Origin of the sequence: Variovorax boronicumulans (genome assembly GCF_040544675.1) — a bacterium.
GTDB lineage: Bacteria > Pseudomonadota > Gammaproteobacteria > Burkholderiales > Burkholderiaceae_C > Variovorax > Variovorax boronicumulans_D.
In genome coordinates this window covers 161446-176892 of sequence record NZ_JBEPKK010000002.1, presented here as the reverse complement: position 1 = coordinate 176892, position 15447 = coordinate 161446, and the positions used below count along the sequence as shown (strand labels likewise).

The following is a 15447-nucleotide window of genomic DNA, read 5'->3' as shown; positions in this document are numbered from 1 at the left end:
GACACAGCGCGACCCTCAATGAACGACACGGCGTCTTCCCCTTCACGTCTGCTCAAAATCACCGCTGTGACGGCGCGCTGGCTGTTGGGTCTGCTGATCGCTGCGTGGCTTCTGCTGGCGCTGTCGGTCGTTGTCCTACACGCGTGGATTGTGCCGCGAATCGGTGAATACCGCGGCGCCCTGGAAGCACAGGCTAGCAAGGCCATCGGCGTGCCGGTGCGCATCGGCTCGATCACCGCCCGCTCCGAGGGGCTTTTTCCCGCCTTCGAGCTGCGCGACGTGGTGCTCCAGGATGCGGATAAGCGCGAGGCCCTTCGCCTCGTGCGCGTGGTGGCGAGCGTGTCGCCGCGCTCGCTCTGGCGCCTGAATTTCGAGCAGCTCTACGTCGAGGGCCCGCAGCTGGACGTGCGCCGCGACGCTCAGGGAAAACTCCATGTGGCTGGATTGCACATGGACACCGACACCACCGGAGAGACCCGCGCCGCCGACTGGTTTTTCGCGCAGCGCGAACTCGTCATCGAAGGCGGCACCGTGCGCTGGACCGACGAGCAGCGCCAGGCCGAGCCGCTGACGCTGACCGACGTGCGCTTCGTGGCGCGCAACGGCGGCCGCCGCCACGGCCTGCGCCTGGACGCCACGCCGCCGGCCGGCTGGGGCGAGCGCTTCACCCTGCGGGGCCAGTTCCGCCAGCCGCTGCTGTCGGTGCGCACCGGCCGCTGGCAGACCTGGGACGGCCAGATCTACGCCGACCTGCCCTACATCGACGTCACCCGCCTGGGGCGCTACGTGTCGCTCGATGCGCGCATCCGCGAGGGCAACGGCGCGGTGCGGCTGTGGGCCGACGTGGACGACGGCCAGTTCGTGGGCGGCGCGGCCGACCTGGGGCTGAACCGGGTCGATGCCTCGCTGGGCAAGGGCCTGCAGCCGCTGGTGCTGCGCGCCGTCACCGGTCGCCTTGCGGGCCGCTTGAGCGAGCAGACCCTGGAGTTCTCGACCACCGCCTTGCAGTTCGACACGGCCGACGGCATGCGCTGGCCCGGCGGCAACCTCTGGCTGCGACACACGCCGGCCGAGGGCCGCACGCCCGAGCAGGGCGCCATGCGCGCCGACCGGCTCGACCTGGCCGCGCTGGCGCTCATCGGCGACCGGCTGCCGCTGGGCGAGGCCACGCACCGCGTGCTCGACGGCTATGCGCCGCGCGGACTCGTCGAGCGCATCGACCTGAGCTGGACCGGTTCGCTGGGCGCGCCCGACAAGTACCAGGCGCGGGGACGGATCAGCGGCCTGCGCGTTGCATCGCAGACGGCCGAAATTTCAGGCGCGCCCGCGGCCCCGGCCACCCCTGGCGCAACGGCGACAGCGGCGGCGGCAACAGCAGCCACGCCCCCGCACGCCCACCCCGGTACCCCCGGCTTCAGCGGCGCCACCGTCGACTTCGACGCCACCCACACCGGCGGCACCGCCTCGCTGGCCATCGCCCAAGGCACGCTCGAATTCCCCGGCGTGTTCGAGGAGCCCGTCATCCCGATCGACACGCTCGCCACGCAGCTGCAGTGGAAGCTGGACGACGGCCGCATGCAGGTGCAGGTGAGCAAGCTGCGCTTTGCCAACACCGACGCCGAGGGTGAGGCCGAAGCCACCTGGCGCACCAGCGATCCGGCCGCCTCCAGCAGCAAGGCACGCTTTCCCGGCGTGCTCGACCTGCAAGGCAAGCTGACCCGCGCCGACGGCACGCGCGTGTTCCGCTACCTGCCGCTGGAGATTCCCCAGCACACGCGCGACTACGTGCGCAGCGCCGTCACCAAGGGCACCGCCAGCACGGTCGATTTCCGCGTGCGCGGCGACCTGCACGACATGCCCTTCATGGACCCGAAGCTGGGCGACTTCCGCATCGCGGCCAAGGTGGCCGACGTCACCTATGCCTACGTGCCGCCCGTCACCGCCGCCGCAGCGGCAACGGCATCAGCGACAGCCGCGCGCAACGGCACCCCGGCGCCGGCGTGGCCCGCGCTCACCGGCGTCTCGGGCGAACTGGTGTTCGAGCGCGCCGGCATGCTGGTGCGCAACGCGCGCGGCCGGCTGGCCGGCGCCAGCGGCGTGGAGGTGACCAAAGCCGAGGCGCAGATCGCCGACATGTCGCACCACGCCTCGATGCTGCGTGTCGATGCCCAGGCCAGGGGGCCGCTGGCCGAGGTGCTGCGCGTGGGTGCGCCGCTGGCCGGCGTCGAGCCGGGCGGGGTCGGCGAGCTCATGCTGCGCGCGCGCGCCACCGGCTCGGCCGACTACAAGCTGCACCTGGAACTGCCGCTGGAGGACCTCGACAAAGCCAAGGTGCAGGCCAGCGTGGCGCTGGCCGACAACGAACTGCAGGTGGTGCCCGAGGGGCCGCCGCTCACGCAAGCCAGGGGCACGCTCAACTTCACCGAGTCGGGCTTCACGCTGGCCGGCGTGCAGGCCAGGCTGCTGGGCGGCGACATCCGCGTGGAGGGCCGCGGCCGCTTCACCGGGAACAACCGCGAGGTGGCGCTGAAGGCGCAGGGCGTGGTCACCGCCGAGGGCCTGCGCAACGCGCGCGAGGCCGAATGGCTCGCGCGCGTTGCCCGCAAGGCCACCGGTAGCACGCCCTACGCAGCGAGCTTTTCGGTGCGCGACGGCGCGTCCGACTTTCTGCTGACCAGCAGCCTGCAGGGCCTGGCCCTGGAGCTGCCGGTACCGCTCGTCAAGTCCGCCGAAGAGCAGATGCCGCTGCGCATCGAGAAAAAAGTGCTGGCCCGCGAAAACCGCCAGGGCGTCGCCGTGGCCACCCAGGACCAGCTTTCGCTCGAACTGGGCCGCATCGGCACGGTGCAGTACCTGCGCGATATCTCCGGGGCCGAGGCGCGCGTGCTGAGCGGCAGCATCGGCATCGGCCTGGCCGCCGGCGAAACCGCGAGCCTGCCCGACAAGGGCGTGCTCGCCAACGTCAACGTGGCCAAGCTCGACATCGCCGCGTGGGACGCGCTGATGGGCGCCGCCGCCACCGGCAACGCCGCCAGCAGCGCCGCCGGCGCGTCCTCCGAAGCCGAGGAGCCCGGGCAGGCGTACCTGCCCAGCCGTGTCGCGGTGCGCGCGCAGGAGCTGGTCATTGCCGGCCGCACCCTGCACAACGTGGTGCTGGGCGGCACGCGCGACGGCACGCTCTGGCGCGCCAACATCGACGCCAGCGAACTCAGCGGCTACGCCGAATACCGCCACGCCCAGGCCGGCCGGCTCTACGCGCGGCTCGCGCGCCTGAAGATCGCGCCGGCCGAAGCGAAACAGGTCGAGACCCTGCTGGACGAGCAGCCCGGCACCCTGCCGGCCCTGGACATCGTCATCGACGACTTCGAACTGCTCGGCAAGCGGCTGGGCCGCGCCGAAATCGATGCGGTCAACCGCGGCGGCGAGGGCCGCGAGTGGCTGCTCAACAAGCTCAGCTTCACCATGCCCGAGGCGAGCTTCGCGGCCAAGGGCACCTGGGCGGCCGTGCCGGGCGGCGCCGCCGGCCAGCGCCGCACCGCCATGACCTTCACGCTGGACATCGCCGATGCCGGCGAGCTGCTCACGCGCTTCGGCATGCCCGGCGTGCTGCGGCGCGGCAAGGGGCGGCTCGAAGGCGACGTCAAATGGCGCGGCTCGCCCTTCTCGCTCGACTACCCGAGCCTGGGCGGGGCGCTGGAGATCGAAGTCGAATCCGGCCAGTTCCTCAAGGCCGATCCGGGTCTGGCCAAGCTGCTGGGCGTGCTCAGCCTGCAGGCGCTGCCGCGCCGCCTCACGCTGGACTTCAGGGATGTGTTCAGCCAGGGCTTCGCCTTCGACTTCGTTCGCGGCAACGCCAAGATCGACAAGGGCATAGCGAGCACCAACAACCTGCAGATGAAGGGCGTCAACGCCGCCGCGCTCATGGACGGCTCGGCCGACATCGTGCGCGAGACGCAGAACCTGCGCGTGGTGGTGGTGCCCGAGATCACCGCCGGCACCGCCGCGCTGGTGGCCACCGCCATCAACCCGGCCATTGGCCTCGGCACCTTTCTCGCGCAATGGGTGCTGAGCAAGCCGCTCTCGGCCGCCGCCACGCAGGAGTTCCACATCGAGGGCACCTGGGCCGACCCGAAAATCGCCAAGGTGCCGCGCTCGCTGCAGCTGCTGCCCGGACGGGCGGCCCCATCGAGTTCCGGCGCGAACCAGGGCCAGACAACGGAGACCACGCAATGAAAGTCGCAGCCATCCAGATGGTGTCGGCCATCGCCCGCGAAGCCAACCTCGCGCGCGCCTACGCGCTGCTCGCCGAGGCCGCCACGGCCGGTGCCGAACTCGCGGTGCTGCCCGAGTACTTCTGCATGATGGGCGCGCGCGACACCGACAAGCTGGGCCTGCGCGAGACGGCCGGCGCGGGCACGGTGCAGGGCTTTCTGGCCGATGCGGCGCGCGAGTTCGGCCTGTGGATCGTGGGCGGCACGCTGCCCATCGAGAGCACCGACGCGGAGCATGTGTTCAACAGCTCGCTGGCCTTTGCGCCCGACGGCAAATGCGTGGCGCGCTACGACAAGATCCATCTCTTTTTCTTCGACAACGGCACCGAGCGCTACGACGAGCGCCGCGTCATCGCGCCCGGTGCCGAGCCCGTGGTGTTCGATCTGCCCTCGCGCGACGGCCACAGCTGGCGCATCGGCATGAGCGTCTGCTACGACCTGCGCTTTCCCGAGCTGTACCGCGCACTCGCCAGGCAAGGCGCCGACCTGCTGCTGGTGCCCAGCGCCTTCACCCGCACCACCGGCGCCGCGCACTGGGAGGTGCTGCTGCGCGCCCGCGCCATAGAGAACCTCGCCTGGGTGGTCGCGCCCGCGCAAGGCGGCACGCACGAGAACGGCCGCCAGACCTGGGGCCAGTCGCTGGTCATCGACCCGTGGGGCACGGTGGTGGCGCAGCAGGCGAGCGACGAGGGCGTGGTGCTGTTCGACATCGACGCCGCGCAGGTCGCGCGCACGCGCCTGCAGTTGCCCGTGCTGTCGCACTGCGTTCTTTAAGGCCTTGCCGATGCCCGATGCGATGCCGACCGTCGCGCCGCAGCGGTGGGCGCTTTCCTCGTTCGCGCGGCTGCGCTCGCTGTGGCAGCGCTGGTTTTTGTGGCTGCTGCTGGCGGTGCTGGTGTCGGTGCTGCTGGTCACCGTGGTCTGGCTCGCAGGGCGGCACGAGGTCGAGCAGGTGCAGGCCGTGCTCGACCGCGACACCGGCGACGCCGTCTCCGACCTGCGCAGCGGCTTCCAGCGCAACGCGCAGAGCCTGCGCGCCACGCAGTCGCCGGGCGTGGACCGCACGCAATGGGCCGAGGCCGCGGCCGCGCTGTTGCGCGAGCACCGCGAGTGGATCAGGCTCGAATGGCGCGATGCCGGCTTGAGGCCGATCGAGGCGGTCAACACCCCCTACCGCATGCGCATCCTGGACGATGCCACCCGTGGCCCCGAGCAGTCCGATGTAGCGCTGGCCTGCGCGGCCGCGCGCAAGCTGGGCGGCTCCGCTTATTCGCCCAGCCACTACGTGCCCATTGCGGGCGGCGGCGGTGTGGAGGTGATGGAGCTGTGCGTGCCCATCGACACGGGCGGCTTCCTGGTGGCGAGCTATTCGCTGCGCGACACGCTCATCGAGCTGGTGGGCCCCACGCTCACGCGCGGGCAGGAGGTGGCGTTCACCGAGGCCGACGGCACGCGGCTGGTGGCGCTGGGCAGCTCGCGCCGCGTCGGCACGCGCGTCTTCACCTCGCAGCAACTCATCGACCTGCCAGGCGCCGCGCTGATGCTGCGCGTGGACGGCTGGCGTGCCGCGCCCGACCTGTTTCCCAACATGCTCACCGCGCTGGTCACCGCGATCTCGATCGCGCTGGTGTCGGTGCTGGTGCTGCTCGCGCGCGACACGCGGCGGCGGCTGCGCGCCGAGCGCGACCTGGCCGATGCGCTCGCCTTCCGCAAGGCGATGGAAGACTCGGTCATCACCGGCCTGCGTGCGCGCGACCTGCAGGGCCGCATCACCTATGTGAACCCGGCCTTCTGCGAGATGGTGGGCTTCAGCGCCGAGGAGCTGATGGCGGACAACGCCGCGGCGCCCGGCTCGCCCGAAGCGCCCGAGGCACCCTATTGGCCGACGGAGCTCGCGCACGAATACCAGCAACGCCAGGCGCGGCGGCTGGCCGGCGGCATGCCGCCGCGCGAAGGCTTCGAATCGGTCTTCATGCGCAAGGACGGCACGCGCTTTCCGGTGCTGATCTTCGAGGCGCCGCTGATCAACGCGCACCGCGTGCAGACCGGCTGGATGAGCGCCTTCATCGACGTGAGCGAGCAGCGCCGCATCGAGGAGCTCTCGCGCGCCAGCCAGGAGCGCCTGCAGGCCAGCGCGCGCCTGGCCACGGTGGGCGAGATGGCCTCGCTCCTGAGCCACGAACTCACCCAGCCGCTGGCCGCGATTGCCAGCTACGCGAGCGGCTCGCTCAACCTGATCGGGCCGAACGCCAAGGGCGACCAGGGCGAAGTGGCGATGGCCGTCAGGCGCATCGCCGAGCAGGCCGACCGCGCGGGCCAGGTGATTCGCAGCGTGCACGACTTCGTGCGCCGGCGCGACCGCACGCGCGAGGCCGTGGCGCCGCAGGCGCTGATCGACGCAGTGCTGCCGCTGGTGCGGCTGCAGGCGCGCAAACTGGGCGTGAGCATCGAGGTGGTGCTCGAAGACCGCCTGCCCGCCGCCATGTGCGACCGCACGCTGGTCGAGCAGGTGCTGCTCAACCTCGCGCGCAATGCGATGCAGGCCATGGACAGCCCCGACAACATGGGCAACCGCGTGCTGCGGCTGCGCGTGGCGCGGGCGGTGGCCGTCGGCGGCACGGGGGGCGACGACGCCCGGCGGTGGCTGGATTTTTCGGTGGCCGACTTGGGCTGCGGCATCAGCCAGGAAGTGGCCGAGCGGCTCTTCACGCCTTTTTTCACCACGCGCGCCGACGGCATGGGTCTGGGCCTGAGCCTGTGCCGCACGGTGGTGGAGCAACATGGCGGCGTGCTGGTGCACGAGCCCAACCGGCCGCGCGGCACCGTCTTCCGCTTTACCCTTCCGAGCACGTGATTCGTACGGCCCGGCTTTCGCTTCTGGAACTGACATGCAACCGCTGATCGACGGGCTCATCTTCATCGTGGACGACGACGCCAGCGTGCGCGAGGCGTTGGCCTGGCTGCTGCGTTCGCGCCGCCTGGCCAGCGAGCACTTCGCAAGCGCCGAGGCCTTCGAGCAGCACCTGGCAGAGGGCCCGCTGCCCGAGCAGCCGCTGTGCCTCTTGCTGGATGTGCGCATGCCCGGCACCAGCGGGCTGGTGCTGTTCGACCGGCTCGCCGAGCGCGGCCTGCTGCAGGCGATGCCGGTGATTTTCTTGACGGGCCATGCGGACGTGCCGACCGCTGTCGACGCGGTCAAGCGCGGGGCCTTCGATTTCTGCGAGAAGCCGTTCTCGGACAACGCCTTGGTCGACCGCATCGAGCAGGCGCTGGAGGCCTCGCTGCGCTCGCTCCAGGTGCAGCGTGCGCGGCGCAGTCTGGCGGGGCTCGTGGCCGAACTGACCGACCGCGAGCGCGACGTGATGCGGCTGGTGGTCGAGGGACTGCCGAACAAGCTGATCGCCGACCAGCTGGCCATCAGCGTGCGCACGGTGGAGGTCCACCGCGCGCGCGTGTTCGAGAAGATGGAAGTGAAGTCGGCCGTCGAGCTCGCCAACCGCCTGAGAGACCTCTAGAAGGTCAGACCTTTTCCGCGACGAAGATCTCGACGCGGCGGTTCTGGGCGCGGCCGGCGGCGGTGTTGTTGTCGGCCAGCGGTTCGCGCGCGCCGCGACCGTCGGTCGTGATGGCGGTGGTCGATACGCCGCGGCCCACCAGGTGGTTGCGCACGCTGTCGGCGCGGCTCACCGACAGGCGCTCGTTGCCTTCCTCGCTGCCGGTGGCATCGGTGTGTCCCACCACGCGCACGCTGGCGGCGGTGGCGGTCTTCAGGCCTTCGGCGACCTTGTCGAGCACCTGCGCGAGGTTGCGCTTGACGTTGGAGCGGCCCATGTCGAAGGACAACTCATTGGGAATGATCAGGTGCAGCTGGTTGTCGGCGGTCTGCTCGATCACCACGCCCGTGCCCTTGGTCGAGGCCTCGAGGTCGGTCTTCAGCGCGGCCAGGCGCGCGGTCCAGCTGTTGGCTGGCGCGGCCGCCTGGGCGGTCGTGTCGGCCTTGGCCGGCGGCGTCGACTGCGAAGCGCAGCCCGCGATGAACATCAAAGCAGCCGCAGCTGCACCCGAGACAAGAAGCTTCCTCATGAGTTTTCCCTCTGTATGAACCATTGAAACAATCACGGGACCCGGCCGTACGATGCGGCCGGTTTCTCCGTCGGGCGCGCGCTTCAGCCGCGCGGAGCGCGCTCGCCCACGTAGATTTCGACGCGGCGATTCTGTGCGCGGCCGGCGTCGGAGTTGTTGTCGGCCACCGGCTCGTGCGAGCCGCGGCCTTCGATGCGGAAAGCCGCCGCGTTCACGCCGCGTGCGACCAGGTAGTCGCGCGTGCTGGCGGCACGGTCGACCGACAGCGGGTTGTTGATGGCGTCCGAACCGGTGCTGTCGGTGTGGCCGATGATGCGCACCTCGGCATTCGGGTTGTTGCGCAGGCCGCTCGCAAACTGGTCGAGCACCGGTGCGAAGTTGGGCTTGATGTTGGCGCGGCCCACGTCGAAGGACACGTCGCTCGGAATCGCGAGCTTGAGCTCGTTGTTCTGCGTCTGCGTGACGGCCACGCCGGTGCCCTGGGTGGCGGCTTCCATCTGGCGCTTCTGGTTTTCCATGCGCTGCGACCACAGGTAGCCGCCGAGCGCGCCGGCTGCGGCGCCGACCACGGCACCGGTGCCGATGGCGCCGCGGTTGCCGCCGGTGGCCGAGCCGATGGCCGCGCCGCCCAGCGCGCCGATGCCGGCACCGATGCCGGTGTTGCGTTGGGTGTCGGTCATGCCGCCGGCGCAGCCGGACAGGACGATGGCGAGGGCGGAGGTGGCGAGTACGAACTTTTTCATGGCGATCCCTTTCGATGTTGAATCAAGCGGGGCAGAGCTTAGCGCCGGGTGAAGAGCCCGATGGTACGTGCTCAAGGCCCTATGGAAAATAAGAAAACCTTCCGCATTGGCCGTGATTGCTGCGATGATTGCTACTAAAGTAATAGCGACCAGGTGCTTCTCCCACACGGGTGCGCGGCCTGGGGCTACACAAGCAGTTCACGCTTTCGGCGGTTGGCCTCGATCATCGGGCGTGCTGTCGGCTTCGGGCTCGGTGTCGTCGTGCAATTCACCCTTTTTGCGGCCAGAGAACATGGTCCACCAGATGATCAAGATGAACACGAGTCCCGCGGCGAGGGCTTCAAGCAGAATCAAACCCATGAGAAATGGACTCCAGTGGCTGGTCGGGCTTGTGATCGTAGCAACGCTCGCCGGCTGTTCCGTCGGCCCCCGCGTGCCCGACGCCCCCACCCGCCCCGCCGTCACCCCGCCGCGCGATCTCGGGCCGCTCACCGGCTCCCTCGCGCACCCCAAGAGCCGCTGGGTGCCCGTGGGTTGGGCGGAGCTTCCGGGCTTCAGCGAAGACCCGCTGCACGAAGCCTGGATCGCCTTGCTGGCCAACTGCGCGCGCCCCAACGCCGCCTTCGCGCCGCTGTGCCGCGAGGTGCGTGAGCTGGCCATCGCCACGCCCGAAGAGCAGCGCCAGTGGATGACCGAGCGGCTGCAGCCCTACCGCGTCGAATCGCTGAGCGGCCAGAGCGAAGGCAAGCTCACCAGCTACTACGAGCCGGTGTACGAAGCCTCGCGCGTGCCCACCGCCGCATTCAGCGTCCCGCTTTATCAGGCGCCCCAGGGGCTGGTGCCCAAGCGCCCCTGGTACACGCGCCAGGAAATCGACACCCTGCCCGAGGCGCAGGCCGCGTTGCGTGGCCGCGAAATCGCCTGGATGGCCGACCCCATCGATGCGCTGATGCTGCACATCCAGGGCTCCGGGCGCCTGCGCATCACCGAGGCCAACGGCTACCAGCACACCGTGCGCGTGGCCTTCGCCGCCACCAACGAGCAGCCCTACCGCAGCGTGCAGCAGTGGCTCATGAGCCAGGGCGTGAGCAAGGTCGGCAAGTGGCCCGACGACACCAAGGCCTGGGCGGCGCAGAACCCGCAGCGCGTGTCGCAGCTCCTGTGGAGCAATCCGCGCTACGTGTTCTTCCGCGAGGAGGTGATGAGCGAGCTCGATGCCGCCTTCGGCCCGCGCGGCGCGCAGGGCGTGCCGCTGACCGCCGGGCGCTCCATCGCGGTCGACCGCGAGAGCATTCCCTACGGCACGCCCGTGTGGCTCGCGTCGAGCGGGCCGAGCGCGCAGCTGCAGAAGCTCGTGGTGGCGCAGGACACGGGCAGCGCGATTCTCGGAGCGGTGCGCGCCGATTACTTCGCGGGCACCGGCCCCGACGCCGGCCGACTGGCGGCCAGCGTGAACCAGCCGCTGCGCCTGTGGGCGCTGTGGCCGAGGCAACTGCCCGCGCCTTGAGCGGGGCTTGATCGGCCCTGAGGCGCAAACCGGGAGCCGACCAATTCAGGACGGCGCTGCCGGCAACGGCAGCGCCGTTTTGTATCGGACCTGCTTGAGCGCAAAGCTGGAGCGGATCTTCTCGATGCCCGGAATCGGCGTGAGCTGTTCCATGATGAACCGCTCCAGCGCCGCCATGTCGGCCACCGCGATGCGGATCAGGTAGTCGCTGTCGCCGGTCATCAGGTAGCACTCCATCACCTCGTCGTGCTCGGCGATGCGCTGCTCGAAATCGAAGAGCGACTGCTTGCTTTGCGTCGTGAGGCTGATCGAGATGAACACGTTGAGCCCTAGGCCCAGCGCCTTGGCGCTCGCGAGCGCCACGTAGCGGTCGATCACACCGTTCGCCTCCAGCATCTTCACGCGCGCCAGGCAGGGCGAGGGCGAGAGGTGCACGCGGCGCGCGAGCTCCACGTTCGACAGCGCGCCGTCGCGTTGCAGCTCGTCGAGAATGCGCAGGTCGATGGCGTCGAGTTGCATGAAATGCTTCGAAATCAATATTTGGCGGAATTTTATGCCGCGACACCCGCGCGAGCTTACAGGCGCCAGTAGCTAATTTTCCGCCTGCCGGCTTAAAGTGCCGTCATGAACGCCCCGATTTCAGCCGACCAGATGCGCGCCCTGTTGCTCGACAGCCCCATGTCGCACGACCCCGATCCCGCAGAGACCGCCGAATGGCGCGACGCCTTCCTGGCGCTGGCGCAAACGCATGGCGCGCAGCGCGCACGCCAGATGCTGGTCGAGCTGGCCCGCCTCGCGCGGCAGCAACGCATCGGCTGGCAGCCCGAGCTGGCCACGCCTTACGTCAACACCATCGCCGCCGAAGACCAGCCGCCGTTCCCGGGCGACCTCGCGATCGAAGAGCGCCTCGCATCCCTGATGCGCTGGAACGCGCTCGCGATGGTGGCCAAGGCCAACCAGGCGTACGGCGAACTCGGCGGCCACATCGCCAGCTACGCGAGCGCGGCCGACCTCTTCGAGACCGGCTTCAATCATTTCTTCCACGCGCGCAGCGAGCAGCATCGCGGCGACCTCGTGTTCTTCCAGCCGCACAGCGCGCCCGGCGTCTATGCGCGGGCGTACCTCGAAGGCCGTCTCAGCGAAGAAGACCTGAAGCACTACCGCCAGGAACTCACCGCGCCGGCCTTCACGCTAGGCAGCGGCGCGCGGGGCCTCAGCAGCTATCCGCATCCGTACCTGATGCCGGACTTCTGGCAGTTCCCCACCGGCTCGATGGGCATCGGCCCCATCAGCTCGATCTACCACGCGCGCTTCATGCGCTACCTCACGCACCGCAATCTTCTGAACTGCGAAGGCCGCAAGGTGTGGGGCGTGTTCGGCGACGGCGAGATGGACGAGCCCGAATCGATGAGCGCCTTGACGCTCGCCGCACGCGAGAAGCTCGACAACCTCGTGTGGGTCGTCAACTGCAACCTGCAGCGCCTGGACGGCCCGGTGCGCGGCAACGGCCGCATCATCGACGAGCTCGAAAAGCTCTTTGCGGGTGCAGGCTGGAACGTCATCAAGCTTGTGTGGGGCAGCGACTGGGACGGCCTCTTCGCGCAGGACGTGAGCGGCGCCCTGGCCCGCGTGTTCGCCAACACCGTCGACGGCCAGATGCAGGCCTTCGCGGCGAAAGACGGCCGCTTCAACCGCGACAACTTCTTCGGCCAGAACCCCGAGCTCGCGCGCCTGGCCGAAGGCATGACCGACGAGCAGATCGATCGCCTCAAGCGCGGCGGCCACGACCTCGTGAAGATTCATGCCGCGTATGCCGCCGCCGCCAAGCACAAGGGCCAACCCACCGTCATCCTCGCCCACACCAAGAAGGGCTACGGCATGGGCAGCGCCGCGCAGGGCAAGATGACCACGCACTCGCACAAGAAGATGGGCGACGTGGACCTCATCGAATTCCGCGACCGCTTCAACCTGCCGCTCAGCGACGCGCAGGCCACCGCGATGGACTTCTACCGCCCCGCCGAAGACAGCGCCGAGATGCGCTACCTGCGCCAGCACCGCGAATCCCTCGGCGGCACCATGCCGCGCCGCGAGACCGCGTGCGATGTGGTGCCCAAGCCTGACATCGCAAGCTACGCGCAGTTCGCCACCGCCGCGGCCGGCAAGGAGATGAGCACCACCATGGCCTTCGTGCGCATGTTGGGCAACCTGCTCAAGGACAAGGCCCTGGGCCCGCGCATCGTGCCCATCGTGGCCGACGAGGCGCGCACCTTCGGCATGGCGAATCTCTTCAAGCAGGTGGGCATCTATTCGAGCGTGGGCCAGCGCTATGCGCCCGAAGACATCGGCTCGGTGCTCAGCTACCGCGAAGCCACCGATGGGCAGATCCTCGAAGAGGGCATTAGCGAGGCCGGCGCCATCGCGAGCTGGACGGCGGCAGCCACCAGCTACAGCGTGCATGGCCTGGCGATGCTGCCGTTCTATATCTACTACTCGATGTTCGGCTTCCAGCGCGTGGGCGATGCCATCTGGGCCGCCGCCGACCAGCGCGCGCGGGGCTTCCTGCTCGGCGCCACCTCGGGCCGCACCACGCTCGGGGGCGAAGGCCTGCAGCACCAGGACGGCAGCAGCCACCTCGTGGCCGCGACCATTCCCAACTGCAAGGCCTACGACCCGGCCTACGCGGGCGAGATGGCGGTGATCGTCGATGCGGGCATTCGCGAAATGATGGTCGAGCAGAAGGATGTTTTCTATTACGTCACGCTCATGAACGAGAACTACGCGCAGCCCGATGTGCCCGCCGGTGCGGAAGACGACATCCTGCGCGGGTGCTATCGCTTCGGCGTCTACCCGCCCACCTCGGGCAAGGCGAAGAAGAAGCTCACGCTGATGGGCTCGGGCGCGATCCTCACCGAGGTCGTGAAGGCCGCCCAGCTGCTGGCCGATGAGGGCATCGAGGCGGAGGTGTTCAGCATCACGAGCTGGAGCGAACTCGCGCGCGATGGCCTGGCGTGCGAGCAGCGCGCCATCGCCGGCGAAGCGGCCGGCGAGTCGTTCATCGCGCAGCAGCTCGGCAAGGGCAACGGCAAGGGCCCGATCGTCGCCGCCACCGACTACGTTCGCAGCGTGCCCGAGAGCGTGCGTGCCTTCCTGCCCGAAGGACGGCGCTACCTCACGCTGGGCACCGACGGCTTCGGGCGCAGCGACACGCGCGCGGCGCTGCGTGAGTTCTTCGGCGTGGATGCGGCGAGCATCGCGCGGGCTGCGCGGTACGCGCTGAGCTCGGGCGCTTAAATCGACTGCTGAATTGGCCTGGCCGGCCAATCTGCAGGTGGATCGATTGCTTCGAGCGATTGCAAAGCGAAGGTCTTGCGCGCAGCGCGGTTGCGCATCCGTGTTTCGCGCACCTTGACGCGTGCGCGCACATGGCGATGGAGCGGGACGAGTCCTTCTTGGAGCGCGTACTCCATTGCTGGGCGTGCCACCGTACCGATCACCACACTTCGGTCGGCATGCAGCCGCAACTCAAAGCGCGACGAATACTCAGCCCAGCCGATGATCTCGCCCTGGAGTGTTTCGGTCCGGTCTTCGATCGTCATGGCTTCGGCGCGTTGGCGAGCGCGTTGAACGGCTTGCGTCGTAAGTTCGAAATCACGCTCGCCTTCGACCACACGGAGGCTCGCGCCTTCATCGTCCAGGAGCTTGAAGAATTCCTTCAACGTACCAAGCTGGCGGTTATCCACATCCGCCGAGGCTTCATCGAACAACGCATCGTCTGCCGCTGCCATGCGGGACAGTGTGTCGGCGACATGGTCTACAGCTTCCTGTAGCACAGCATCGCTGCTCGCGGGTTCGCTACCCTGTAAAACGAAGCCGAATGATCCCCGTACGACATCAGTAACCAGCAGTTGAGTGTCATCGCTCATCGGCACGCGACCACGGGATGAAAGAGGGCCGGTCTCAGCCGCCGCATAGCGTTGGCTGACGAGCTTTTGAAATTTACCGACAGCCTGGGTTCCGAAGGCGGCTTTGATGCCATGAGATCCGACGACTGGCCGGCCACCAAAAAACAGGGCCACGCCAACCGGCGCGTGCGTGCTTGTTTGCGACAGCTCGGCAAGTTCTCTTTCGAGGCGGCGCACACGTTGACCAAATTGGTGTGCCGTGATTGGATCATCGTGTGTTTGCCCTTCTGCCAACAACTGTCGGGCCTGGGCCAAATCGGCTTGCAAAAATTGCTTCTCAAGTTGAGCCAGCATTCGGTTCTCCTTGGTGCATGAGTGGATCAAGCATCACACGGGCGAAATCATCATCCGAGTCCATAGGTAATTGCAGCATGCCTTTCCACAGTGCATCTCCGCGGCGGTGAGAGTACAGACCATACCAATAGCGCGTATGCACTATCAACCGCTCTGGCGCCATGGCGAGGTTAACAATGTAGTTGTCGCAGTGGAACTCCCGTTGGCAGCGCTCCAGATCAAACAAATCAGGTCGAGCGCTCATCAATTGGTTGATCGCTGTATTGCTCATCCCAGGGGGAGGGTGAGCAAAGGTCACTGCATCAATGTCCTTCGGCGCTCGATCTTCGCGCGCCTCGATATCTTCGACAAAACTGCCGTCGAGCCATTGAAATCCTTGCGTGAATCCGATCCCTCGAAGTTCCGAGCGATAGCGCAGCAGTCCATCGAGCACGACGCACCGCTGCCGGCTGATCGCAAAGCGCTGTACCAGTTCACTGCTTGTCACCAGATAGGGTGAACTGTGCGCGCTATTCATACGTTCGCCCTCAAAGGGCGGCAATACATGGGAGTGGTTGAAGTCGGGAATCACGGGATGAGCATAGCGG

General features: G+C 68.3%; 12 protein-coding genes. 6 read left to right on the top strand and 6 right to left on the bottom strand.

Features of this window, described 5'->3' with window-relative positions; translation table 11 throughout:
- The first annotated feature begins 18 nt into the window (after nucleotides 1-18).
- Genes ABIC90_RS04140 through ABIC90_RS04125 form a run of 4 tightly spaced genes read left to right on the top strand, consistent with a single transcriptional unit; the run spans nucleotide 19 to nucleotide 7786 of the window.
- Nucleotides 19-4233: a YhdP family protein gene (locus tag ABIC90_RS04140; protein ID WP_354352776.1), complete on the top strand. Its 4215-nt coding sequence runs from the start codon at nucleotides 19-21 to the stop codon at nucleotides 4231-4233.
- Nucleotides 4230-5045: a carbon-nitrogen hydrolase family protein gene (locus ABIC90_RS04135; protein ID WP_354352775.1), complete on the top strand. Its 816-nt coding sequence runs from the start codon at nucleotides 4230-4232 to the stop codon at nucleotides 5043-5045. The genes ABIC90_RS04140 and ABIC90_RS04135 overlap by 4 nt, the downstream gene beginning before the upstream one ends.
- A gap of 10 nt (nucleotides 5046-5055) precedes the next feature.
- Entirely contained in the window at nucleotides 5056-7125 is a 2070-nt protein-coding gene (locus ABIC90_RS04130) for a two-component system sensor histidine kinase NtrB (protein WP_354352774.1), read from the top strand.
- A 34-nt stretch (nucleotides 7126-7159) separates the two neighbouring features.
- A complete protein-coding gene (locus ABIC90_RS04125; protein WP_354352773.1) occupies nucleotides 7160-7786 on the top strand; it encodes a response regulator transcription factor in 627 nt (208 codons plus the stop codon).
- Nucleotides 7787-7790: 4 nt separating this feature from the next.
- Here the strand turns inward: ABIC90_RS04125 and ABIC90_RS04120 are convergent, their stop codons facing one another.
- The 3 genes from ABIC90_RS04120 to ABIC90_RS04110 form a co-directional block, all read right to left on the bottom strand.
- A complete protein-coding gene (locus ABIC90_RS04120) occupies nucleotides 7791-8354 on the bottom strand; it encodes an OmpA family protein (RefSeq protein ID WP_354352772.1) in 564 nt (187 codons plus the stop codon).
- Nucleotides 8355-8437: 83 nt separating this feature from the next.
- A complete protein-coding gene (locus ABIC90_RS04115; protein ID WP_354352771.1) occupies nucleotides 8438-9097 on the bottom strand; it encodes an OmpA family protein in 660 nt (219 codons plus the stop codon).
- Nucleotides 9098-9295: 198 nt separating this feature from the next.
- Nucleotides 9296-9457 (bottom strand): hypothetical protein, encoded by a 162-nt coding sequence (locus ABIC90_RS04110; protein WP_354352770.1) that lies wholly within the window; start codon nucleotides 9455-9457, stop codon nucleotides 9296-9298.
- Here ABIC90_RS04110 and mltA point away from each other — a divergent pair.
- Entirely contained in the window at nucleotides 9456-10604 is a 1149-nt protein-coding gene (mltA, locus tag ABIC90_RS04105) for a murein transglycosylase A (RefSeq protein WP_354352769.1), read from the top strand. The two genes, ABIC90_RS04110 and mltA, sit on opposite strands and share 2 nt — an antisense overlap.
- Before the next feature lie 45 nt (nucleotides 10605-10649).
- Here mltA and ABIC90_RS04100 read toward each other — a convergent pair whose 3' ends face one another.
- A complete protein-coding gene (locus tag ABIC90_RS04100) occupies nucleotides 10650-11123 on the bottom strand; it encodes an Lrp/AsnC family transcriptional regulator (RefSeq protein WP_354352768.1) in 474 nt (157 codons plus the stop codon).
- Between the two features lie 105 nt (nucleotides 11124-11228).
- Here ABIC90_RS04100 and mdeB point away from each other — a divergent pair, with 105 nt between their 5' ends.
- Nucleotides 11229-13895, top strand: a complete 2667-nt coding sequence (gene mdeB / locus ABIC90_RS04095; RefSeq protein ID WP_354352767.1) for an alpha-ketoglutarate dehydrogenase — start codon at nucleotides 11229-11231, stop codon at nucleotides 13893-13895.
- Here the strand turns inward: mdeB and ABIC90_RS04090 are convergent.
- Nucleotides 13892-14860: a hypothetical protein gene (locus ABIC90_RS04090; RefSeq protein WP_354352766.1), complete on the bottom strand. Its 969-nt coding sequence runs from the start codon at nucleotides 14858-14860 to the stop codon at nucleotides 13892-13894. The genes mdeB and ABIC90_RS04090 overlap by 4 nt on opposite strands.
- Nucleotides 14844-15431, bottom strand: coding sequence for a DUF6932 family protein (locus tag ABIC90_RS04085; protein ID WP_354352765.1), 588 nt, complete (start codon nucleotides 15429-15431; stop codon nucleotides 14844-14846). The genes ABIC90_RS04090 and ABIC90_RS04085 overlap by 17 nt, the downstream gene beginning before the upstream one ends.
- Between the last annotated feature and the right edge of the window lie 16 nt (nucleotides 15432-15447).